Consider the following 21,031-nt stretch of genomic DNA (forward strand, 5'->3'; position numbering starts at 1 on the left):
ATCCTGGGTCAACGCCTCAGGTCCCGACGAGACCCGCATGGCGAACATTCGCAGAGGATTGAGGAAACGATGACCACGGTCACTCCCCCCACGCAGCTTTCCGGCGCGGACGCCATGCCCGAAGCCTGGGACGGCTTCACCGCCGGCCCCTGGCAGGACGGCATCGACGTGCGCGGGTTCATCCAGGCCAACTACACCCCCTACATCGGCGACGCCGCGTTCCTCACGGGCGCGACGGAGCGCACCGAGCGGGTGTGGCAGACCCTCATGGGGATGTTCCCCGAAGAGCGCGAGCGGGGCGTCTACGACGTCGACAACCACACCCCCGCCAGCATCACCGCACACGCCCCCGGCTACATCGTCGAAGACGACGAGCTGATCGTCGGCCTGCAGACCGACGCGCCTCTCAAGCGCGCCATCATGCCCTACGGCGGATGGCGCATGGTCAAGGGCGCGCTGGAGACCTACGGCTACGAGATCGACCCCGTGCTGGAGCGGATCTTCACCAGCTACCGCAAGACGCACAACGACGGCGTCTTCGACGTCTACCCCCCGGCCGTGCGCCGTGCCCGCAGCAGCCACATCATCACCGGACTGCCCGACGCCTACGGCCGTGGCCGCATCATCGGCGACTACCGTCGCGTGGCGCTCTACGGCACCGACGCGCTCATCGCCGGCAAGCACGCCGAGCGCGCAGAGCTGGACATGCACTTCTCCACCGAGGAGATCATCCGCGAGCGCGAAGAGAACGCCGAGCAGATTCGCGCCCTCAAGGAGCTGGCCGAGATGGCCGCCACCTACGGCTGCGACATCACCCGCCCCGCCGCCACCGCGCGTGAGGCGATCCAGTGGCTGTACTTCGCCTACCTCGGTGCGGTCAAGGAGCAGAACGGCGCCGCGATGAGCTTCGGGCGCAACACCGCGTTCCTCGACGTGTACATCCAGCGCGACCTCGCCCGCGGCATCCTCACCGAGCAGGAGGCGCAGGAGCTCGTCGACGACCTCGTCATCAAGCTGCGCATCGTGCGGTTCCTGCGCACGCCCGAGTACGACGCGCTGTTCTCCGGCGACCCGACCTGGGTCACCGAGTCCATCGGCGGCATCGGCGAGGACGGGCGCACGCTCGTGACCAAGACGGCGTTCCGCTTCCTGCAGACCCTCTACAACCTCGGCCCCGCACCGGAGCCCAACCTGACGGTGCTGTGGAGTGACGACCTGCCCGAGGGCTTCAAGGAGTTCTGCGCGAAGGTCTCCATCGACACCTCGTCCATCCAGTACGAGTCCGACGACCACATCCGCGCCCTCTGCGGCGACGACGCGGCCATCGCGTGCTGCGTGTCGCCCATGACCGTCGGCAAGCAGATGCAGTTCTTCGGCGCTCGCGTGAACCTCGCCAAGACGCTGCTCTACGCCATCAACGGCGGGCGCGACGAGATCAGCGGCAAGCAGATCACGCCGTTGCTGCCGGCCGTGACCGGTGATGTCCTCGACTACGACGACGTGCGCGAGAAGTTCCGCACGACGATGGAGTGGCTGGCCGAGACCTACGTCGACGCGCTCAACTGCATCCACTACATGCACGACAAGTACGCCTACGAGCGGCTCGAGATGGCGCTGCACGACCGCGAGGTCATGCGCACCATGGCCTGCGGCATCGCCGGACTGTCGGTCGCGGCCGACTCGCTGTCGGCGATCAAGTACGCCACCGTCCGCCCCGTGCGCGACGAGTCGGGTCTGGTCGTGGACTACGAGGTCGAGGGCGAGTACCCCTGCTTCGGCAACGACGACGACCGCGTCGACGCCATCGCCCGTGACCTGGTCACGGAGTTCATGGAGATGCTGCGCCGCCACCCCACCTACCGCGACGCCGTGCACACCCAGTCGGTGCTGACCATCACGTCGAACGTCGTGTACGGCAAGAAGACGGGCAATACTCCGGACGGACGCCGTGCCGGCCAGCCCTTCGCCCCCGGCGCCAACCCGATGAACGGCCGCGACACCCACGGCATGCTGGCATCGGCGCTCTCGGTCGCCAAGCTCCCCTTCGAGCAGGCGCAGGACGGCATCTCGCTGACCACCACGGTGGTCCCGGCCGGCCTCGGACGCACCGAGGAAGAGCGGGTGCACAACCTGGTCGGCCTGCTCGACGCCCAGATGGCCACGGGGGGCTACCACCTCAACGTCAACGTGCTCACGCGCGAGACGCTGGAGGATGCCATGGAGCACCCGGAGAACTACCCCCAGCTGACCATCCGTGTCTCCGGTTACGCGGTCAACTTCGTGCGTCTGACCCGCGAGCAGCAGCTCGACGTCATCAGCCGCACGTTCCACACGGGACTCTGAGACTCCCGTGTCTGCCATCCTGGTGCCGGCGCCCGATACGGCACGCCCTGACTCCGACGGACGTCACGCCCACCTCGAAGCTGTTCGGGCGGGTCGCGTCGCGAGCGTGCACTCCTGGGAGCTCGTCACTTCCGTGGACGGTCCCGGCACCAGGATGACCCTCTTCCTCGCCGGGTGCCCGCTGCGCTGCCAGTACTGTCACAACCCCGACACGTGGCAGCAGCGCGACGGCATCCCGACCGAGATCGACGATGTGCTGGCGCGAGTGCGCCGGTACCTGCCGGTGTTCAAGGCCACCGGCGGCGGGCTCACCATCTCGGGCGGCGAGCCCATGCAGCAGCCGGCGTTCGTGACGCGGCTCGCGCGCGAGGCGGCCGAGCTCGGCGTTCACGTCGCCCTCGACACCTCCGGAAACCTCGGTCGCAACGCCTCCGACGCCCTGCTGGACGACCTCGGCATGGTGCTGCTCGACGTCAAGTCGGGCCTGCCGGACACGTACCGCGAGGTGACCGGCCGCGAGCTGCAGCCCACCATCGATTTCGGCGACCGCCTGGCGGCCAAGGGCGTGCCGGTGTGGATCCGGTTCGTCCTCGTTCCGGGTCTGACCGACGCCCCCGAGAACGTCGAGGCCGTGGCTGACATCGTCGAGCGCTGGCCGAACGTCGCGCGCGTCGAGGTGCTGCCGTTCCACCAGATGGGCACGTCGAAGTGGGAGCGCCTGGGCATCGACTACGCCCTGGCCGACGTGCAGCCGCCCGAGGCGGACCACGCCGAGAGCGTGCGCGATCGCTTCCGCGCACGGGGTCTTCAGACCTTCTGACCCCCGGCGATCAGCGCGTCGGCGGTGCGCCGCGCCCACGCCTCGGCGTCCGCGAGGCTTTCCCGCGAGAGCGCGGCAGGCGCCTCATGCCGGTCGACGACCGCACGCACCGTCTCGACGATGGCGGGAAAGCCCAACCGGCCCTCGTGGAACGCGTCGACGGCCTGCTCGTTCGCGGCGTTGAACACCGCGGGGTACGTGCCGCCGGCGCGGCCGACCTGCTTGGCCAGCGCGACCGCGGGGAATGCCCGCTCGTCCAGCGGCTCGAACGTCCACGAGGTCGCCGTGGTCCAGTCCAGCGGCCGGCCGACGCCGGAGACCCGGTGCGGCCAGTCCAGGCCGAGCGAGATGGGCAGGCGCATGTCCGGCGGTGACGCCTGCGCGATCGTCGAGCCGTCGACGAACTCCACCATCGAGTGCACGATCGATTGCGGGTGCACCACCACGTCGATGTCGGCGTAGTCCACCCCGAACAGCAGGTGCGCCTCGATCACCTCGAGGCCCTTGTTGACCAGGGTCGCGGAGTTCGTCGTCACCACGCGCCCCATGTCCCATGTCGGGTGGGCGAGGGCGTCTGCGGGGGTGACGGATGCCAGTTCGTCGCGGGTGCGGCCGCGGAACGGCCCGCCTGATGCGGTCAGGACGAGGCGGCGCACCTCGCCGCGCTCCCCCGCACGCAGCGCCTGGGCGATGGCGGAGTGCTCCGAGTCGACCGGCACGATCTGGCCGGGGGCGGCGAGCGCGGTGACGAGGTCGCCGCCGACGATGAGCGACTCCTTGTTCGCGAGTGCCAGCGTGCGGCCCGTCTCGAGTGCGGCGATCGTGGGACCGAGTCCCACCGATCCCGTGATTCCGTTGAGCACGACGTCCGCCTCGACGTCGCGCACCAGCTGCTCCGCCTCGGCGGCGCCGAGCGCCGTGTGCTCGACGCCGAACTCCGCCGCCTGACGCTGCATCAGCTCGCGCTGGGTGCCCGCAGACAGTCCCACGACATCGAACCGGCCGGGGTGGGCGCGGATGACGTCGAGGGCCTGGGTGCCGATCGAGCCGGTGGAGCCGAGGATGAGAACGCGTCGCACGCGCTTCAGCCTACGGTCACTGGGTCGGCACGTGCTGGGTGCCGAGGATGTCCACGACGAACACGAGGGTCTGGCCCACGAGGTTCTCGTCGTTGATCTCACCCTCGCCGTAGGCGACGGCCGGCGGAAGCACGGCGATGACCTGCGAGCCGACCTTCTGGCCCACCAGCGCGTCGGCGAAGCCCTGCACGACCTGCGACGTGGAGAAGGTCGCGGGCGCCTGGCCCCAGCTCTGGTCGAAGACCTCGCCGGTGTCCCACGAGACGCCCTGGTACTGCACCATGACCGCGTCGCCCTCGGCGACCGTCGGGCCGTCGCCCTCCTTCAGCACCGCGAGCTCGTACTCGGTGGGCGCGTCGCCTTCGGGCAGGGTGACGGTGGGAGCGCCGTCCTCGTCGAGCTCGACGGTCGGAAGGCCCTCTGCCGGCTCCTGCTCCTCGCCCCACGCCGCGGCCGGAACGATGTCGATCAGATCGAGCACGTACACCTGCGCGGAGGTGCCGGTGGTGTCGTCGGCGGGGAGGGCCACGGCGACCCGGCTTCCCACGGGGGCGCAGCCGAGGAACTGACCGATGCCCGTCTCGGCGCCGATCGTCTGCGGGAGCACCTCGCCCTCGGTGTAGCCGACCGAGCCGAGCTCGGTGGCGTCCGCGGCATCCAGACCGACGAAGGCGACGTTGACCAGATCGCCCTCGGACACGGCTTCGCCATCACCCTCGACGAGGAGGGTGCTCTGCATCTCGTCGATCTCGAGCGGCGTGGAGAAGGTGACCTCGGGGAGCTCTCCCACGGCGCCCTCGGCCTTGACGGCGTCGGATGCGGCACCGGAATCCAGCTTGGCGTCGCAGAGCGCGGAATCCTCCGAAGAGGGGGTGCCCGTGGTGTCCGGTGAGCCGGCGCAGCCGGCGAGCAGGAGCGCCGAGACGGCGGCGACGGACAGGGCGGCAAGCGGGCGGAAGCGCACGGGGATCCTCACGGAAGGAGACAGGGAACGGGACCATCCTCTCGCACTCTTCTCTGCTGCGGCTGGGAACCCGCCTCAGCGGCCTCCTCGCCGTCCCGCCATGCCCGGACCCGCATGAGAACGGGAGTAGCCTCGACTGGTGACCGCGTCTCTTCCCGATCCCGACGAGCAGACGAGCGAATCCACCGGTGTGCCCGGCATCGGCCTCACCTACGTCATCGGGCGCTGGGTGATCGCCCCGCTGGCCCGGCTGTTCTACTGGCCCCGCATCGAGGGGCGCAAGAACGTGCCGCGCAAGGGTCCCGTGATCCTCGCGAGCAATCACCTGTCGTTCATCGACTCGTTCGTCATCCCCATGGCATCGCCCCGCCCCGTGCGCTTCCTCGCCAAGGCCAGCTACTTCGACGGCAAGGGCCTCAAGGGCTGGCTCGCGCGCGAGTTCTTCTACGCCGTGGGCGCCTTTCCCGTGCAGCGCGGCGCCGGTCAGGCGGCGCTGGACGCCCTCGATCAGCAGAAGCGGATGCTGGAGGCGGGCTGGGCCACGGCCCTGTACCCCGAGGGCACGCGATCCCTGGACGGGCGGCTGTACAAGGGGCGCACGGGCGTCGCCTTCCTCGCGCTGCAGACCGGCGCGAAGGTGGTGCCCGTCGGGCTGGTCGGCACGAACGAGATCATGCCGGTGGGCGCGAAGTTCCCCCGTCTGCGCCCGCGCGTGACCGTGCGCTTCGGTGAGCCGATCGACCTGTCCCACCACGGCCCCGCCACGTCGGGTCGGGCCCGCCGGCTGGCGACCGACGAGATCATGACGGCCATCCACGCCCTGTCGGGCCAGCAGCTCGCCAACGCCTACAACGAGGCTCCCGCGCAGAATCCGGTGGAGCGCATCAAGCAGGTCCTCCCCCACGAACGCCGCTGATCCGCAGCGAGTCGGGCACTCACTCGGCGACGGTGACCGACGGCTCGTGGCGCACCGGGAAGTTCACCGAGTTGGCGATGAAGCACCACTCGTGCGCCTGCACGTGGGCGGCGAGCGCGGCATCGACCATCGACTCATCGGCGACGGTGACCTGCGGCCGCAGCACGACCTCGCGGAACGCGCCTCCCCCGCGGCCGTCCTGCACCATCACGCCGCGCGCCTCGTCCCGGTACGCGGTGACGACCACCCCGGCCTGCACGCAGGCGTGCAGGTACGACAGCAGGTGGCACTCCGCCAGGGCCGCCACGAGCAGATCCTCGGGGTTCCACTTGCCTCGGTCGCCGCGGAACGGCCGGTCGGCCGAGGCCGCCAGTGCCGGCTTTCCCTCGACCGCCAGCGTCACCGACCGGTCGTAGTCGCGGTAGCCGCTCGTGCCGGTGCCGCGGTCCCCGGTCCACAGCGCCTCGACGCGGTAGGTGTGCTCGCCGAACATTCCGCCAGTCTGCCACGCGTCGCGACCGCCCCCGCCGGGTAGGCTGACGGGGTGCCGCAGACGTTCTCCGCCCAGGATGCCGTGGAGCTCGCCGTCGTCGAGCGCAGTGGTTTCGTCGAGTCGCGTCACGTGGGCAGCGCCGTGGTGCTCGCCCCCGACGGTGCGACGCGCACCGCATTGGGCGACGTGGACGCTCCGGTGCTCCCGCGTTCGACGCTGAAGCCGCTGCAGGCACTCGGGTGCCTGACCGCCGGGGCGGAGCTGGAAGGCGAGCAGCTCGCGCTCGCCACCGCCAGTCACGCCGGCACCGACCGGCACGTCGCGGTCGTGCGGGACATCCTCCATCACGCCGGTCTCGGCGAGGACGACTTGCGCTGCCCGCCGGCCTGGCCGGGCGACACCGCCACCCGCGACGAGCTCGTGCGCGAGCTGGGGACCCCCTCCCGCATCCGCATGAACTGCTCCGGAAAGCACGCCGCCATGCTGCTGGCATGCGTCGTCAACGGCTGGGACACCGCCGGATACCTCGAGGTCAACCACCCGCTGCAGATGCACATCCGCGAGGTGGTGGAGCGGCTGACGGGGACGAAGGCCACCGTCACCGCGGTCGACGGCTGCGGCGCGCCGGTCTACGGCCTGAGCCTCACGGCGCTCGCCCGCGGCATCCAGCGCATCGCGACCTCGTCGGAGCGCTCCCCGTTCGCCCTGCACCGTCACGCCGCCACCCTCGTGCGTGCGGTGAAGGACCACCCGTGGACGATCGACGGGGACGGCCGCCCCGACACCGTCGTGATCGAGGCGCTGGGGGTGTTCGCCAAGACGGGCGCCGAGGGCGTGCTGGTGATGGCGGCCCCCGACGGCACAACGGTCGCGCTGAAGATGCTCGACGGCAGCCCGCGCGCCGCCACCGTCGTCGCCCTCACCCTGCTCGTGCGCGCGGGGGCCCTGCCCGCCGCGCAGGTCGCCCAGGTGCTCGGCTCGCTCTCCTTGAGCGTGCGCGGCGGCGACCGAGATGTCGGGGCGATCCGCCCCACTGTGTGACGGCGCCCTCACCCCGGGCGCGGAATGGAGCGATCGATGAGGATCTGCGTACCGACCGAAGTCAAGAACAGCGAGTACCGGGTGGCGCTGACCCCTGCCGGGGTGCATGACCTCGTCACCTCGGGCCATGAGGTGTTCGTCCAGCGCGGAGCCGGACTCGGCTCGTCGATGTCGGATGCCGAGTACGACGCGGCCGGCGCGACGCTGCTGGACGATCCCGCCGAGGTGTGGGCGCGCGCGGAGCTGCTGCTGAAGGTCAAGGAGCCCATCGCCTCGGAGTACGCCTACTTCCGCGACGACCTCGTCGTGTTCACCTACCTGCATCTCGCCGCCGACCGCGCGCTCACCGAGCGACTCGTCGCCGACCGCGTCACGGCGATCGCCTATGAGACGGTGCAGCTGCCCGGCGGGAGCCTGCCGCTGCTGGCCCCGATGAGCGAGGTCGCCGGCCGCCTCGCGCCGATGGTCGGCGCCTCCACCCTCATGCGCTCGGCCGGCGGTCTGGGGCTGCTGATGTCGGGCGTCCCCGGCACGCGCCCAGCGCGCGTCACGATCATCGGCGGCGGGGTGGCGGGAGCCAACGCGGCCATAATCACGGCGGGTACGGGTGCCGACGTGACCGTCTTCGACACGAACGTGCAGCGGCTGCGGTACCTCGACGACTACTTCCAAGGCCGCATCAAGACGGCGGCCTCCAACCCGCTGGACCTCGATGCCGCCGTGGTGGCATCCGACCTGGTGATCGGGTCGGTGCTCATCCCCGGTGCCAAGGCGCCCAAGCTCGTCACGAACGCGATGGTGGAGCGGATGCGACCGGGCTCGGTGCTCGTGGACATCGCCGTCGACCAGGGCGGCTGCTTCGAGGACAGCCACCCGACGACGCATGAGGATCCCACGTTCCTCGTGCACGGCAGCGTCTTCTACTGCGTCGCGAACATGCCCGGCGCCGTGCCGAACACCTCGACCTCGGCCCTCACCAACGCGACGCTGCCCTACATCCGGCGCATCGTGGCGCTCGGCTGGCGCGACGCACTGCGGGCCGACCCCGCTCTCGCGTCGGGACTGAACACGCACGCCGGCGAGGTCGTCAATCCCGGTGTGGCGACGGCTCACGGCATGCCGCTGGTGTCGACCGCCGACGCGCTGCGATAGCCCGCCGTCACCGCAGCCGCACCCGCAGGGCGACGGATGCCGCGTCCCACAGCCACGCCCGGTCGCGGCCGGGCGCCGCGTAGGGCGGCGCCGCGCGCGAGGCGGTGACCGCTCGCACGTCGCCGCTGCACGCGGCGTCGACGAGCAGCGCCCCCGACGCACGCACCTCCTGCAGGGTGCGCCATTCGCGCAGCCAGGTCTCGGGCTCCCCCCACAGCGCCGTGGGCCCCGTCGGGAGGTCGGTGCGCGCCGCGCCACCGAGCGGGACGACATGCACGCCGGCGCTCTGCCACCGCTCGCGCACCTCGCGGGCCGCGGGCGACGCCGGCGCCACGAGGCCGACGAGCCCCCGCGGCCGGTACAGGGGGACGTCGGTCTCGGGCTCCGGGAGCCCGCTTTCGGCCAGCGCGAACTGCACGGCGAGGCCGTCCACGACACCGCGGCCGGGCGGCAGGTCGCGGTGGTGGTCGCGCGCCTCCCCTCCGGCGGCGACATGATCCGCCCGGCTGGGAAGCGACAGGATCGCCCGCCTGGTCAGCAGCGGCGCGACCCGCCCGGCGATCCCCGTGAGCCGCTGGGTCGTGACGATGACGCGGATGCCGCGACGGCCGGCGTCGCGCACGAGAGCCTCGACCCGCTCCTGGAGGATCGCCTCGTGATCGGGCCCGTACGGCGCAGGCAGCGCATCGAGGTCGTCCACGAGCACGAGGGTGCCCGGCGGCAGCTCGGCCGTGCCGGCGAGCGCATCCCAGGCCGCCTCGGGGTCTCGGGGCACGACAAGGGTGCGACCGGCGTCGTGCTGTGCTGCGGCGGCCCGCAGCACGCCGGTCTTCCCCGACCCCGGGCCACCCACCACGACAAGGCCACGCTCGGCGGAGGTCAGCAGCACCGGGCGCTGCCGCTGCCGGTCGGGCTCGTCGGCCAGCCCCAGCAGGATCGCACCGTCTCGGGGCGTCGCACCGTCCGCCGTTCCCAGGGTCTGCAGCGCCTGCAGCGGCAGCCGATCGGGCAGAGCGGGGAGCCAGGGTCGCCGGGGCGGCGCACCGGCGTCGACGGCCGCGAGCCGGGCGAGGGTGTCGTCATCGCAGACCGCCACCCGCACCCCGCGCGCCGTCCGGTCGGCGGCGCGGCGCACGAGGGCGAGCCCACGCGCGGCCGGTTCGCCGGGCAGCAGGGCGGCGTCGTCCCCGCCGAGCATGAGCCGGGCGTCGCCGACGTCGGTGACCCGCAGACTGACCCGCAGCGGACAGTTGGCCAGCAGCGCGTCGCGGAAGACGCCCGCGGCGCGCTGGCCGGCGAGGATCAGGTGCATGCCCAGCGCCCGCCCGCGCGCGGCGATGTCGGCGAACAGCGCGTGCAGCTCCGGCTGCGTGCCCACGAGCGCGGCGTACTCGTCGACGACGATCACGAGTCGCGGCAACACCTCGCCTGCCTCGTCGACGTCGCGCGCACCCGCCTCGGCGAGCACGCGCTCGCGGTGTCGAAGCTCGGCTCGCAGGCTGTGTATGGCGCGGTGAGCGGCGGCCTCGTCGAGGTCGGTCAGCACACCCGTGACGTGCGGCAGGGCGGCGAGGCGGTCGAACGCGCGGCCGCCCTTGAAATCAGCGAGGAGGAAGGCGACCTGCGCAGTGGTGTGGGTCGCGCAGAGGCTCGCGATCCAGGTGGTCAGCAGCTCGCTCTTGCCTGCTCCGGTGACCCCGGTGACGAGGGCATGCGGACCGTCCACCGCGAGGTCGATGACCACCGCCTCGCCGCCGTCTCGGCCGATCACCGCCGGCAGCGTGCCCGCGGCGGCGGACGGGGCGTGGGGCAGCAGGAGCGCGAGGTCTGCCGAGGGGGCGGAAGCCGCGCCGGCAACGGCTCCCGCCCGCACATCGAGCGCGGTGGCGACGGCCGTCGCCTGGGCGCGCCCCAGGGCCTCGACGCGCACCTCGCGGCCGAACCCGCCATGATCGAGCCACGCCGCGCCGAGTCCGGTCAGGGTGAGCACCGCCGCGCAGCGGGGCGGGGGAGGCATGCGCGGGGCGACGAGGGCGATCGGCGCCTCGACGCCGCGTTCCGGCACGGTCCCCTGCTCGCACAGCTGCACCGCCATGCCTGTGACGCAGCGACGGTGCGGGAGCGCCGCGGTCCACCCGCCGTCGGCGGTCACCGGCCCGACGAGCCTCACCTCCCCCGGGGGCGAGACCAGACACACCTGCGCGAGCAACGCCCTCCCCACCGCGGCCGCTGCGACCGGCGGGCCCACCACCGCGACGCCGTCGCCGAGCGGCACCGTGACCGGCGCGTGGTCCAGGCGCGTCGCCTGTGCCCGCAGTGCGGCATCCTCCTCGTCACCGCCACCGCCGACCACGCGCACCGCACTCGGCCGCTGACCCGTCCCCACCCGCAGCTGGTGCGCCCGGCCCGGGACGGTGCGCCAGATCCCCTCGGGCTCCGCCAGGCATCCGGCGACATCGGGATGCCTGGCGGAGAGCGCGCCGCGCTCCGTGGCGTGGCGCGCGGCGAGTCGTGCGGCGACGCTGGCCCGCAGGGACTCCTGCGATCGCCGTGCGCGGCGCCGGTCCCGGCGGGCGGCCCGCAGCCCGTCGAGGGCGGCGCCGCCGGCCAGCAGCGGCCCGAGCGCGGCGAACCACAGCGACAGGACCGATCCCGTGATCGCCCAGAGCCCGAGCGCGGCGGCCACGGGCAGCAGAGCCGCTGCGAACGGCAGCGCCGGCCGCGGCACGGGTTGCGCCGGCTTCGGGAGGGTCAGCGGTTCGTCGTCGGAGATCATGCCCCCAGCACAGCGCACCACGGGACCCCGCGGTCGCCGCGGCGACCGTTCGGGGTCGGCTCCGGCTCAGTCGGCGGCTGGGGAGGAAGCGGCGTCGGCCGCCGCGGCGTCCTGGCGCGGCAGCGGCACAGTCGGCGCCACCTGCTGGCGCTCAGCGGTGTCGCCGTCGTCGTCGCCCTCGGCGACGACCTGCGCGTTGAGCACGATCACGGAGATGTTGTCGCGACCACCGTTGTCCAGGGCTGCCTTCAGCATGGCATCGACGGCCGCCGCGGGGTCGGGGTGCTCCATGAGGAAGTGCAGGATGCCGTAGTCGGTGAGTTCCTTGGTGAGTCCGTCGCTGCAGATGACGAACCTGTCGCCGTCGACGACGTCGAGGCGCACGTAATCGGGGGTGACGGACTCTGTGGGGCCAACGGCGCGGGTGATCACGTTGCCGTACGGGTGGTTCTCGGCTTCCTCCGGGCTCAGCCGACCCGAGGCGACGAGCTCCTGCACCACCGAGTGGTCGGTGGTGATCTGCATGAGGCTCTCGTCGCGCATGAGATACACCCGCGAGTCGCCGATGTTCAGCGTGACCCAGGTCGCCTCGTCTCCCGTGGCGTCCAGGTAGACGCCGGTGACCGTCGTGCCGGTGCCGTCGTCGGTGGCCTCGGGATGGTGGGAGATGTCCTCCACCGCGCGCGCGAGTGCCGTCTCGATCACCTTCGGGGAGACGGGCTCGGTCGTCGAGACCGCGCTCAGCCGTTCGATCGCGCTGGCGCTGGCGATCTCGCCGCCGATGTGCCCACCCATGCCGTCGGCGACGATGAACAGGGGGTAGGTGGCCAGCACCGCGTCCTGGTTCACCTCTCGGCGACGTCCCACGTCGGTGGCCGCAGCCCACGACAGAGACAGCTCCCCGCCGGGCACCGCGACGACGCGCGTCTGGGTGGTGGCTTCAGGCACGCTGTCGGCCTTCCCTGTCGTCGTCGGATGCGTTCGTCTGCAGAACGCGTTTTCACATCCTAGTGGACCGCCGCCTGCTCGCCCTCAGCGACGTCACCCTCGACCGGGGCCTGGAACTGCGCGTTGTACAGCCTCCGGTAAGCCCCCTGCGCGGCGAGCAGCTCGTCGTGGGTGCCCTGCTCCACGATCGAGCCGTTCTCCATCACCAGGATCACGTCGGCGTCGCGGATGGTGGACAGCCGGTGCGCGATGACGAACGACGTGCGGTCGCGCCGCAGGCGGGCCATGGCCCGCTGGATCAGCAGCTCGGTGCGGGTGTCCACCGACGACGTCGCCTCGTCGAGGATGAGCAGCCGCGGGTCGGCCAGGAATGCCCGGGCGATGGTGACCAGCTGCCGCTCCCCTGCGCTGAGGTTGGTGGCCTCATCGTCGAGCACGGTGTCGTACCCCGCGGGCAGGGCGTGGACGAAGCGGTCGACGTAGGCGGCCGAGGCGGCGGCCGTCATCTCCTCTTCGGTGGCGTCGGGCCGCCCGTAGAGGATGTTCTCGCGGATCGTGCCGGAGAACAGCCACGTGTCCTGCAGCACCATGCCGGTGCGCGAACGCAGGTCGGCCCGCGTCATCCGCCGTGTGTCGAGGCCGTCGAGCGTGATGCGGCCGGCGTCGATGTCGTAGAAGCGCATGATGAGGTTGACCAGCGTGGTCTTGCCCGCACCGGTCGGACCGACGATGGCCACCGTGCTCCCCGGCCGCACCGACAGGTCGAGGTGCTCGATGAGCGGCTTGTCGGGGGTGTAGCTGAACGACACGTCCTCGAAGTCGAGGTCGCCGGCATCCTCGTCGACGGTCTCGGCCGGCTCGGGGTCGGGCGTCTGCTCCTCCTCGTCGAGGAGTTCGAAGACGCGCTCTGCGCTGGCGACGCCCGACTGCAGCAGATTGGCCATCGAGCCGAGCTGGCTCAACGGCTGGGTGAACTGACGGGAGTACTGGATGAAGGCCTGAACGTCGCCGATCGACAACCGCCCGCCGGCGACCTGCAATCCGCCGACGACCGCGATCGCCACATACACGAGGTTTCCGATGAACATCATGGCGGGCATGATGACGCCCGAGAGGAACTGCGCACCGAAGGTGGCGCGGTACACCTCCTCGTTCTCGGCCCGGAAATCCGCTTCCACCTCGCGCTGGTGCCCGAAGACCTTGACGATGGCGTGACCCGAGAACGTCTCCTCCACGCGGGCGTTGAGCACCCCGGTGGCCTTCCACTGGGCGACGAACAGCTTCTGGGATCGGCGGGCGACGAGCACCGTGACCACGATCGTCAGCGGAATCGTCACAAGGGCGATGAGGGCGAGCAGCGGCGAGATCACGAACATCATCACGAGCACGCCGATGACGGTGAGCAGCGAGACCACGACTTGCGAGAGGGTCTGCTGCATCGTCTGCCCGATGTTGTCGACGTCGTTGGTGACGCGGCTGAGCAGCTCACCGCGCTGCACGCGGTCGAAGTACGACAGCGGCAGTCGGTGGATCTTGTCCTCGACACGCATGCGCAGGCGCTGCATCGCCCGTTGCACGACGCCGTTGAGGATGCGCGCCTGAAGCCAGCCGAACACGCTCGCCAGCAGGTACACCGCCAGCACGCCCATGAGGATCCAGCGCAGCTGCTCGAAGTCGATGCCCGCACCGGGAGTGAACTCCATCGCCGCGAGCATGTCGGCCTGCTCCTGCGAACCTTCGGCACGCAGGGCGTCGACGACCTGGTCCTTGGTCACGCCGGGAGGCGACTGCAGGGAGATGAATCCGGCGAAGACCACGTTCGTCCCCTCACCGAGCAGCTTCGGGCCGGTCACCGTCAGTCCGACGCTGACGACCCCCAGGATCAGCACCGTGACGATGCGCGGCAGGTCGACCCGCAGCTCCCCGAGCAGCCTCCGGGCGCTCGGGCCGAAGTTCTGCGCCTTCTGCACCGGCGCCGTGCCGCGCCCGGGGCCGTGTCCGCCGTGCCCGCTCATGCCGTCGCCTCCGCCGCCAGCTGCGACGCCACGATCTCGCGATAGGTCTCGCAATCCTCGAGCAGCTCGTCGTGGCGTCCGACACCCACGATGCGACCATGCTCGAGGACGATGATCTGGTCGGCACCCTGGATGGTGGACACCCGCTGGGCCACGACCAGGCGGGTGGTCCCCGGCAGGCGTTCATCCAGAGCACGGCGCAGCGCCGCATCGGTCTGCAGGTCCAACGCCGAGAACGAGTCGTCGAAGATCTGGATGCGTGGGTTCTTCACCAGGGCCCGCGCGATCGCCAGCCGCTGGCGCTGCCCGCCCGATACGTTCGTGCCGCCTTGGGCGATCGCCGCTTCGAGCCCTCCCGGCATCGCCTCGACGAAATCGCGGGCCTGTGCGATGTCCAGTGCCTCCCACAGCTCCTGGTCGGTCGCCTCGGCATTGCCGTAGCGGAGGTTGGAGGCCACCGTGCCGGAGAACAGGAACGCCTTCTGGGGCACCAGGCCGATGCGCTGCCACAGCTCGTCCGGGTCGTATTCGCGCACGTCGACGCCGTCGACGCTGACCGATCCCGCGGTGACGTCGAACAGGCGCGGCACGAGTCCGACGAGCGTGGTCTTTCCCGACCCGGTCGATCCGATCACCGCGGTCACCGTGCCGGGCTCGACGTCGAAGGAGAGATCGTGCAGCACCGCCTCGTCGGCTCCGGGATAGGCGAAGTCGACGTGGGAGAACCGCACGCGACCCGCCGGCCGGGGAGCCGCCGCCGGTGCATCGGGGGCCGTCACCGACGCCGGGGTGTGCAGCACCTCGCCGATGCGCTGCGCGCACACCGCTGCGCGCGGGATCATCACGAACATGAAGGTGGCCATCATGACGCCCATGAGGATCTGCATCATGTAGTTGAGGAAGGCGAAGAGGGTGCCGATCTCCACCCCGGCATCCTGCACCTGCCCCGCCCCGAACCAGATCACGGCGATGCTGGAGAGGTTCATGACGAGCATGACGGCCGGGAACATCAGCGCCATGAGGTTGCCCGCCCGCAGCGCCGTGTCGGTCACGTCCTGGCTGGCCGCCCGGAACCGCTCGCGCTCCTGGCGCTCCCGAACGAAGGCTCGGATGACGCGGATGCCGGTGAGCTGCTCGCGCATGATCAGGTTCACGCGGTCGATGCGCTGCTGCATGAGAGTGAACGCCGGCACCATTCGCACCACGATGAGTCCGACGATGATGAGCAGGAGCGGCACGGAGACGGCCATCAGCCACGACAGCCCGACGTCCTGCCGGATGGCCATGATGATGCCGCCGATGGCGAGCATGGGCGCGGAGATCATCAGCGTCGCCGAGACCTGCACCAGCATCTGCACCTGCTGCACGTCGTTGGTGTTGCGCGTGATCAGCGAAGGCGCGCCGAACCGGCCCACCTCGCGCTGTGAGAAGGCGACGACCCGGTGGAACAGGTCCGAGCGCAGGTCCCGGCCCACCGAGGTGGCCAGGCGCGAGCCGAACCACACCGCGATGATCGCGCACGCGATCTGCACCGCGCTGACGACCAGCATGACGCCGCCGAGCGACCAGATGACGTCGACGTCACCGGTGACCACCCCGTCGTCGATGATGTCGGCGTTGAGGGTGGGCAGGAGCAGCGACGCGACCGACTGCGCCAGTTGGAACACCACGACGGCGACGATGAGCGGCCACATCGGGCGCGTGTACGTCGCGAGCAGCTTGCCGAGCACGAAGCCCCCTCCCGCGCGCCAGGCACGACACGCGGATTCAGACGCTACGCCTGCCGTGCGCCCGGTGCCAGTCGCCGACGTGCGCTCTCGGCGAACGTCACACGCGGGCAGCGGGATCGGCGACCAAGGGGAACAACTCGTCGATGGCGGCGAGTTCCGCCGCATCGGGCGTCCAGTCCGTCGCGGCCGCGTTGGCGCGCACCTGCTCGGGGGTCGTGGCACCCGCGATGACGCTCGAGAGCTCGGGCCGCGAGAGCAGCCAGCCGTATGTCGCCTGCAGCATGGTGATGCCCCGCTCCCGGCAGAACCGCTCGTACGCCTCCAGCGCGTCCCACGGCGCATCGTCGTAGACGTGACGGCGGTTGCGCATGATGCGCGTGTCCTCAGGCGCCTCGTCGCGGCGGAACTTGCCGGTGAGCAGCCCGTTGTGCAGCGGGAAGTACGGCAGGAAGCCGACCCCGAAGCGCTCCACCGCCGGGAGCACCTCGCGCTCGGCCGCACGCGCGAGGAGGCTGTAGTGGTTCTGGGCGGAGATGAACGGGATGCCGTGGCGCTCGCGGGCGACGAAGTGGGCCTCGGCGATCTGCCACCCGGCGAAGTTCGAATGACCGATGTAGCGGACCTTGCCCTCCCGCACCAGCTCCGCGAGCGCGTCCAGGGTCTCCTCGATGGGCGTGCCGGGGTCGGGCGTGTGCAGCTGGTAGAGGTCGATCCAGTCGGTCTGCAGCCGGCGCAGCGAACCCTCGACGGCTCGGCGGATGTAGGCGCGCGATCCCTTGGCCCCGGTGGGGAGCCCCGGCATCGCCGCACCGGAGTGCCCGAACTTCGTCGCGAGCACGACCTGATCGCGCCGGGAGCCCAGCGCCTCACCGATGAGCGTCTCCGACAGGCCGGGTTCCTTGCCGTACATGTCTGCGGTGTCCAGCAGCGTGATGCCGGCATCGATCGCCGCGTCGAGCACCGCGCGGGTGCCCTCGAGCGTCTCGGTCGCAGATCCGGCCCTGCCGAAGTTGTTGCAGCCGAGGCCGGCGGCGGAGACGAGCAGGCCGGAGGCGCCGAGGCGGCGCTGAGAGGGAGCGGTCATGCCCCCACGCTAGCGCGCACGGGGAAACCCCCGCCGGTGGACCGGCGGGGGTTTGCGGCTCATGGCTGGTGGGGAGGTTGCGGAGCCGTCGGCGGCTCGGTCCCGGGCGCTGCGGCGGGAGGCTCGGGCGCGGCGGGCGGCTCCGGCGCAGCGGGCGGCGCAGCAGGCGGCTCGGGCGCGGCGGGAGGCTCGTACGGCGGCGGCTGCGTGCCCGCGGGCGGCTGTGCCGCGGCGGGCGGCGGGTACGCCGCCGGGGCCCGGTACGCCGTGGGCGGCGGGGTGCCCGGAGCGGGCGGCTGGCCCGGCGCCGCGTAGCCCGCGGGCGGCTGGCCCGGCGCCGCGTAGCCCGCGGGCGGATACCCCGGCGCCGCGTAGCCCGCGGACGGGTAGCCGGGAGCGGCGTATCCCGCCGGCGGCGGGTAGGCGCCCGGGACAGGGGGCTGCCCGTACGCCACGCCGGGGAAACCCGCCGGCGTCTGGGCCGGGATGCCCGACCATTCGGTGGTGTCGCGCAGGAAGGTGTTCGCCCACGGCGCGGGCGGCACCGCCAGGTTCCAGCGCGACCGGTCGTAGGCGGCGATGCCCAACCACACGATCGACACCAGCACGTAGAGCACGACCCAGACGGGCTCCTTCTGCAGCTTCAGCCCGATCCGGTAGGACGCCATGGCGAGGTAGGCGGCTGCGGCCAGCAGGAAGATGTAGCCGACCCCGACCGGCGACAGCAGCGCGCCCGCGCCCCACGCGATCAGCAGCCACCAGGGGTTCAGGTCGCCGAGCTTGGCGAACACGAGCATGTTGTAGACCGGCACCCAGGCCCGCCACCGGCCCTGCACGCCCGCCTTCTCGAAGATCTTCATCAGGAACAGGGACGTCAGCACGTAGCCGGCGATGGAGAGGAGGAAGGCGACGAAGCCGAAGGCGGCGACGAGCGCCCAGAGCGCCCCGTCGGTGTCATACAGGTACATGGGTGGACCTCCGATGTCGATCCTGGCGCCGGGAGGGCGACGGGGCGATGCCCCCGCGGTCACATGCTAGCGATACCCGCCGCGGTGCGCCGGGTGACAGCGGCCACGGACCCGGTCGAGGCGTCAGGCCCGGCGACGAGCTCCAGCTCGCCCGCGTCCCCCGGCCGCAGGGTGAGACCGACAGCAGCGGCCCAGTCGAGGAGTTCGTCGAGGCTGACGATCTTCGGGCGATGGGATGCCAGCAGTCGCAGCAGCTCTCCCTTGGCGTGCTTGTTGAAGTGGTTGAGCGCCCGCACGGTGCCGTCCGGCCCGGTCGAGACCACGCGCACGTAGGCGCGGGGACGATCGGCCGGGACGGGACCCAGAGCCGTGTAGGCCTCGGAGCGCAGGTCGAGGATGAGCCCGGACTCGGTGGCGCCGAGAGCGGCCGTCACGGCCTCGGCCCAGAGCCGTCGCAGCGGCGGCAATCCCGGCAGGCGGGTGCCGGCTGCGAGCCGGTACGCCGGGATCGGATCGAGTGCGGCGACCGGCCCGAACGGAGCGGAATGGATCAGCACGTGCGCGTGAAGCCACGCCCGCGCGGATGCATCGAGCGAGTCGGCGCCCAGCGCGTCGAACAGCACGCCGGTGTAGCGGTCGACCGCAGGCAGGGTCGGCGCGGTGCGCAGGGCGGCGTTGGCCGCGATGTCGCCGCGCTGCCGCGCACCGAGCTTGAGCACCCGGGCAGCGTCATCCTCGTCCTGCGAGAGCGCCACGAGTGCGTCGATCACGCAGTCGCGGATCGCCGCGAGCTGCGGAAGCGCGAGGGCGGTCGCGTCCAGCGGGCGGCCGTCTCCCCCGGTCCGCTTGGTCTCGGAAGGTGGGGCGAGGATCAGCATGGGGTGCCCTTCGATGCGTCGCCGTGGCGCGCGAATGCACCGGAGAGCATGCTCATCCGGTGCATTCGTGTGCTGTCGTGCGGTGGTGAAGCGGGGTCAGGAGACCAGGGCGGCGTGGCCTGCCACGATGGACAGCTCATCGCCGGCCATCGACAGGAAGCCCTCGCGTGCATCCGCGACGACCTTGCGGCCGTCCTCGGTGGTGATGCGCACCTGGCCCTCAGCGAGGATCGCCAGCACCGGCTCGTGGCCGGTCATGAAGCCGATCTCGCCCTCGACGGTCTTGGCCACGACGAGGCTCGCCTCGCCGGACCAGACCTCCGCCTCAGCGGAGACGAGGCTGACGGAGATCGCCATGTCAGCTGTTCTCCTTCTGGATCTTCGCCCACTTCTCCTCGACGTCGGCGATGCCGCCGACGTTGAAGAAGGCCTGCTCGGCCACGTGGTCGAAGTCACCCTTGACGATCGCGTCGAAGGACTCGATGGTCTCCTTGATCGGGACCGTGGAGCCCTCGACGCCGGTGAACTTCTTCGCCATGTAGGTGTTCTGCGAGAGGAACTGCTGGATGCGACGCGCGCGCGACACGACGACCTTGTCCTCTTCGGAGAGCTCGTCGACACCGAGGATCGCGATGATCTCCTGCAGCTCCTTGTTCTTCTGCAGGATCTGCTTCACGGCGGTGGCCACGCGGTAGTGGTCCTCACCGATGTAGCGCGGGTCGAGGATGCGGCTGGTCGAGCTGAGCGGGTCGACGGCGGGGTACAGACCCTTCGACGCGATCTCGCGGGACAGCTCGGTGGTGGCATCCAGGTGGGCGAACGTGGTCGCCGGCGCCGGGTCGGTGTAGTCGTCGGCGGGCACGTAGATCGCCTGCAGCGAGGTGATCGAGTGACCGCGGGTCGAGGTGATGCGCTCCTGGAGCACACCCATCTCGTCGGCGAGGTTCGGCTGGTAGCCCACGGCGGAGGGCATGCGGCCCAGCAGCGTGGAGACCTCGGAGCCGGCCTGCGTGAAGCGGAAGATGTTGTCGATGAACAGCAGCACGTCCTGCTTCTGCACGTCGCGGAAGTACTCCGCCATCGTCAGCGCCGACAGGGCCACGCGCAGACGCGTCCCCGGCGGCTCGTCCATCTGGCCGAAGACGAGGGCGGTCTTGTCGAAGACGCCCGCCTCCTCCATCTCGTGGATGAGGTCGTTGCCCTCACGGGTGCGCTCACCGACACCGGCGAAGACGGACACACCACCGTGGTCCTGCGCGACGCGCTGGATCATCTCCTGGATGAGGACGGTCTTGCCGACACCGGCGCCGCCGAACAGGCCGATCTTGCCGCCGAGCACGTACGGCGTGAGCAGGTCGATGACCTTGATGCCGGTCTCGAACATCTGGGTCTTCGACTCGAGCTGGTCGAAGTTCGGCGCCTGGCGGTGGATGCCCCAGCGCTCGGTGACCTCGATCTGCTCGCCGGGAGCGGCGTTGAGCACGTCCCCGGTCACGTTGAAGACCCGGCCCTTGGTGACGTCGCCGACGGGCACAGTGATGGGTCCGCCGGTGTTGCGCACCTCCTGGCCGCGGACGATGCCGTCGGTGGGCTTGAGCGCGATGGCGCGGACGAGGTCGTCGCCGAGGTGCTGAGCGACCTCGAGCGTGATCTCGGTCGACTCGTCGTCGATCGTGATCGTCGTCTTCAGCGCGTTGTAGATCTCGGGGATCGAATCGTGCGGGAACTCGATGTCGACGACGGGGCCGGTGACGCGCGCGACGCGGCCTGTGACCGTGGTCGCCTCGGGTGCGGTGAGAGTCATTGTCTTCTCTTTCGGTGGGT

17 protein-coding genes are annotated in these 21,031 nt (G+C 71.1%); 5 read left to right on the forward strand and 12 right to left on the reverse strand.

The features are described from left to right. Nucleotides 1-69: 69 nt before the first annotated feature. Nucleotides 70-2,343 carry a formate C-acetyltransferase gene (gene pflB, locus QNO26_RS10830; RefSeq protein WP_257533357.1) on the forward strand — a complete coding sequence of 758 codons (2,274 nt, stop codon included), beginning with the start codon at nt 70-72 and terminating at the stop codon, nt 2,341-2,343. 7 nt (nt 2,344-2,350) lie between these two features. Further along, on the forward strand, nt 2,351-3,163 hold the full coding sequence (pflA, locus tag QNO26_RS10835; protein ID WP_374679354.1) for a pyruvate formate-lyase-activating protein: 813 nt from the start codon (nt 2,351-2,353) through the stop codon (nt 3,161-3,163). On the opposite strand, the gene dxr is transcribed toward pflA, so the two are convergent. Together dxr and QNO26_RS10845 are read right to left on the reverse strand one after the other, a co-directional pair. Beyond that, the gene (dxr, locus tag QNO26_RS10840; RefSeq protein ID WP_257533359.1) at nt 3,151-4,242 is read right to left on the reverse strand and encodes a 1-deoxy-D-xylulose-5-phosphate reductoisomerase; all 1,092 of its coding nucleotides are present in this window, start codon (nt 4,240-4,242) and stop codon (nt 3,151-3,153) included. The two genes, pflA and dxr, sit on opposite strands and share 13 nt — an antisense overlap. A 16-nt stretch (nt 4,243-4,258) precedes the next feature. Further along, on the reverse strand, nt 4,259-5,206 hold the full coding sequence (locus QNO26_RS10845; RefSeq protein WP_257533361.1) for an FKBP-type peptidyl-prolyl cis-trans isomerase: 948 nt from the start codon (nt 5,204-5,206) through the stop codon (nt 4,259-4,261). 139 nt (nt 5,207-5,345) lie between these two features. Between QNO26_RS10845 and QNO26_RS10850 the strand changes: the two genes are divergently transcribed. After that, nucleotides 5,346-6,122, forward strand: a complete 777-nt coding sequence (locus tag QNO26_RS10850) for a lysophospholipid acyltransferase family protein (RefSeq protein WP_374679353.1) — start codon at nt 5,346-5,348, stop codon at nt 6,120-6,122. Nucleotides 6,123-6,141: 19 nt separating this feature from the next. Here the strand turns inward: QNO26_RS10850 and QNO26_RS10855 are convergent, their stop codons facing one another. Beyond that, nucleotides 6,142-6,615 carry an OsmC family protein gene (locus QNO26_RS10855; protein WP_257533362.1) on the reverse strand — a complete coding sequence of 158 codons (474 nt, stop codon included), beginning with the start codon at nt 6,613-6,615 and terminating at the stop codon, nt 6,142-6,144. 51 nt (nt 6,616-6,666) lie between these two features. On the opposite strand from QNO26_RS10855, the gene QNO26_RS10860 reads away from it, so the two are divergent. After that, nucleotides 6,667-7,656 (forward strand): asparaginase, encoded by a 990-nt coding sequence (locus QNO26_RS10860; RefSeq protein WP_257533364.1) that lies wholly within the window; start codon nt 6,667-6,669, stop codon nt 7,654-7,656. Nucleotides 7,657-7,692: 36 nt separating this feature from the next. Continuing rightward, nucleotides 7,693-8,808 (forward strand): alanine dehydrogenase, encoded by a 1,116-nt coding sequence (gene ald, locus QNO26_RS10865; RefSeq protein WP_257533366.1) that lies wholly within the window; start codon nt 7,693-7,695, stop codon nt 8,806-8,808. Between the two features lie 7 nt (nt 8,809-8,815). Here ald and QNO26_RS10870 read toward each other — a convergent pair whose 3' ends face one another. The 9 genes from QNO26_RS10870 to atpD all read right to left on the reverse strand — a co-directional run bounded on the left by QNO26_RS10870 (nt 8,816) and on the right by atpD (nt 21,011). Continuing rightward, nucleotides 8,816-11,584 (reverse strand): FtsK/SpoIIIE domain-containing protein, encoded by a 2,769-nt coding sequence (locus QNO26_RS10870; RefSeq protein WP_257533368.1) that lies wholly within the window; start codon nt 11,582-11,584, stop codon nt 8,816-8,818. A gap of 66 nt (nt 11,585-11,650) precedes the next feature. After that, nucleotides 11,651-12,532 (reverse strand): PP2C family protein-serine/threonine phosphatase, encoded by an 882-nt coding sequence (locus QNO26_RS10875; protein WP_257533370.1) that lies wholly within the window; start codon nt 12,530-12,532, stop codon nt 11,651-11,653. 59 nt (nt 12,533-12,591) lie between these two features. Then, entirely contained in the window at nt 12,592-14,547 is a 1,956-nt protein-coding gene (locus QNO26_RS10880; RefSeq protein WP_257533371.1) for an ABC transporter ATP-binding protein, read from the reverse strand. Next, complete coding sequence (locus tag QNO26_RS10885) at nt 14,544-16,277, reverse strand: ABC transporter ATP-binding protein (protein ID WP_257533373.1); 1,734 nt, start codon at nt 16,275-16,277, stop codon at nt 14,544-14,546. Before QNO26_RS10885 ends, QNO26_RS10880 begins: the two co-directional genes overlap by 4 nt. A 97-nt stretch (nt 16,278-16,374) precedes the next feature. After that, nucleotides 16,375-17,361, reverse strand: a complete 987-nt coding sequence (locus QNO26_RS10890) for an aldo/keto reductase (RefSeq protein WP_257533375.1) — start codon at nt 17,359-17,361, stop codon at nt 16,375-16,377. A gap of 59 nt (nt 17,362-17,420) precedes the next feature. Continuing rightward, nucleotides 17,421-18,329 carry a hypothetical protein gene (locus tag QNO26_RS10895; protein ID WP_257638240.1) on the reverse strand — a complete coding sequence of 303 codons (909 nt, stop codon included), beginning with the start codon at nt 18,327-18,329 and terminating at the stop codon, nt 17,421-17,423. Between the two features lie 59 nt (nt 18,330-18,388). Continuing rightward, a complete protein-coding gene (locus QNO26_RS10900; RefSeq protein WP_257533379.1) occupies nt 18,389-19,207 on the reverse strand; it encodes a YaaA family protein in 819 nt (272 codons plus the stop codon). A 96-nt stretch (nt 19,208-19,303) separates the two neighbouring features. After that, nucleotides 19,304-19,564, reverse strand: coding sequence for a F0F1 ATP synthase subunit epsilon (locus tag QNO26_RS10905; protein WP_257533381.1), 261 nt, complete (start codon nt 19,562-19,564; stop codon nt 19,304-19,306). A gap of 1 nt (nt 19,565) precedes the next feature. Next, a complete protein-coding gene (atpD, locus tag QNO26_RS10910; protein WP_257533383.1) occupies nt 19,566-21,011 on the reverse strand; it encodes a F0F1 ATP synthase subunit beta in 1,446 nt (481 codons plus the stop codon). Nucleotides 21,012-21,031 lie beyond the last annotated feature (20 nt).

Origin of the sequence: Microbacterium sp. zg-Y1090, assembly GCF_030246945.1 — a bacterium.
GTDB classification, from domain to species: domain Bacteria; phylum Actinomycetota; class Actinomycetes; order Actinomycetales; family Microbacteriaceae; genus Microbacterium; species Microbacterium wangruii.

What these genes read in the sequence shown, in the direction of transcription:
- pflB (WP_257533357.1), top strand. Translation starts at nt 70, where the DNA reads ATGACCACGGTCACTCCCCCCACGCAGCTTTCCGGCGCGGACGCCATG.
- QNO26_RS10855 (WP_257533362.1), bottom strand. Translation starts at nt 6,615, where the DNA reads ATGTTCGGCGAGCACACCTACCGCGTCGAGGCGCTGTGGACCGGGGAC.
- ald (WP_257533366.1), top strand. Translation starts at nt 7,693, where the DNA reads ATGAGGATCTGCGTACCGACCGAAGTCAAGAACAGCGAGTACCGGGTG.
- QNO26_RS10870 (WP_257533368.1), bottom strand. Translation starts at nt 11,584, where the DNA reads ATGATCTCCGACGACGAACCGCTGACCCTCCCGAAGCCGGCGCAACCC.
- QNO26_RS10880 (WP_257533371.1), bottom strand. Translation starts at nt 14,547, where the DNA reads ATGAGCGGGCACGGCGGACACGGCCCCGGGCGCGGCACGGCGCCGGTG.
- QNO26_RS10890 (WP_257533375.1), bottom strand. Translation starts at nt 17,361, where the DNA reads ATGACCGCTCCCTCTCAGCGCCGCCTCGGCGCCTCCGGCCTGCTCGTC.
- QNO26_RS10895 (WP_257638240.1), bottom strand. Translation starts at nt 18,329, where the DNA reads ATGTACCTGTATGACACCGACGGGGCGCTCTGGGCGCTCGTCGCCGCC.
- QNO26_RS10900 (WP_257533379.1), bottom strand. Translation starts at nt 19,207, where the DNA reads ATGCTGATCCTCGCCCCACCTTCCGAGACCAAGCGGACCGGGGGAGAC.
- QNO26_RS10905 (WP_257533381.1), bottom strand. Translation starts at nt 19,564, where the DNA reads ATGGCGATCTCCGTCAGCCTCGTCTCCGCTGAGGCGGAGGTCTGGTCC.
- atpD (WP_257533383.1), bottom strand. Translation starts at nt 21,011, where the DNA reads ATGACTCTCACCGCACCCGAGGCGACCACGGTCACAGGCCGCGTCGCG.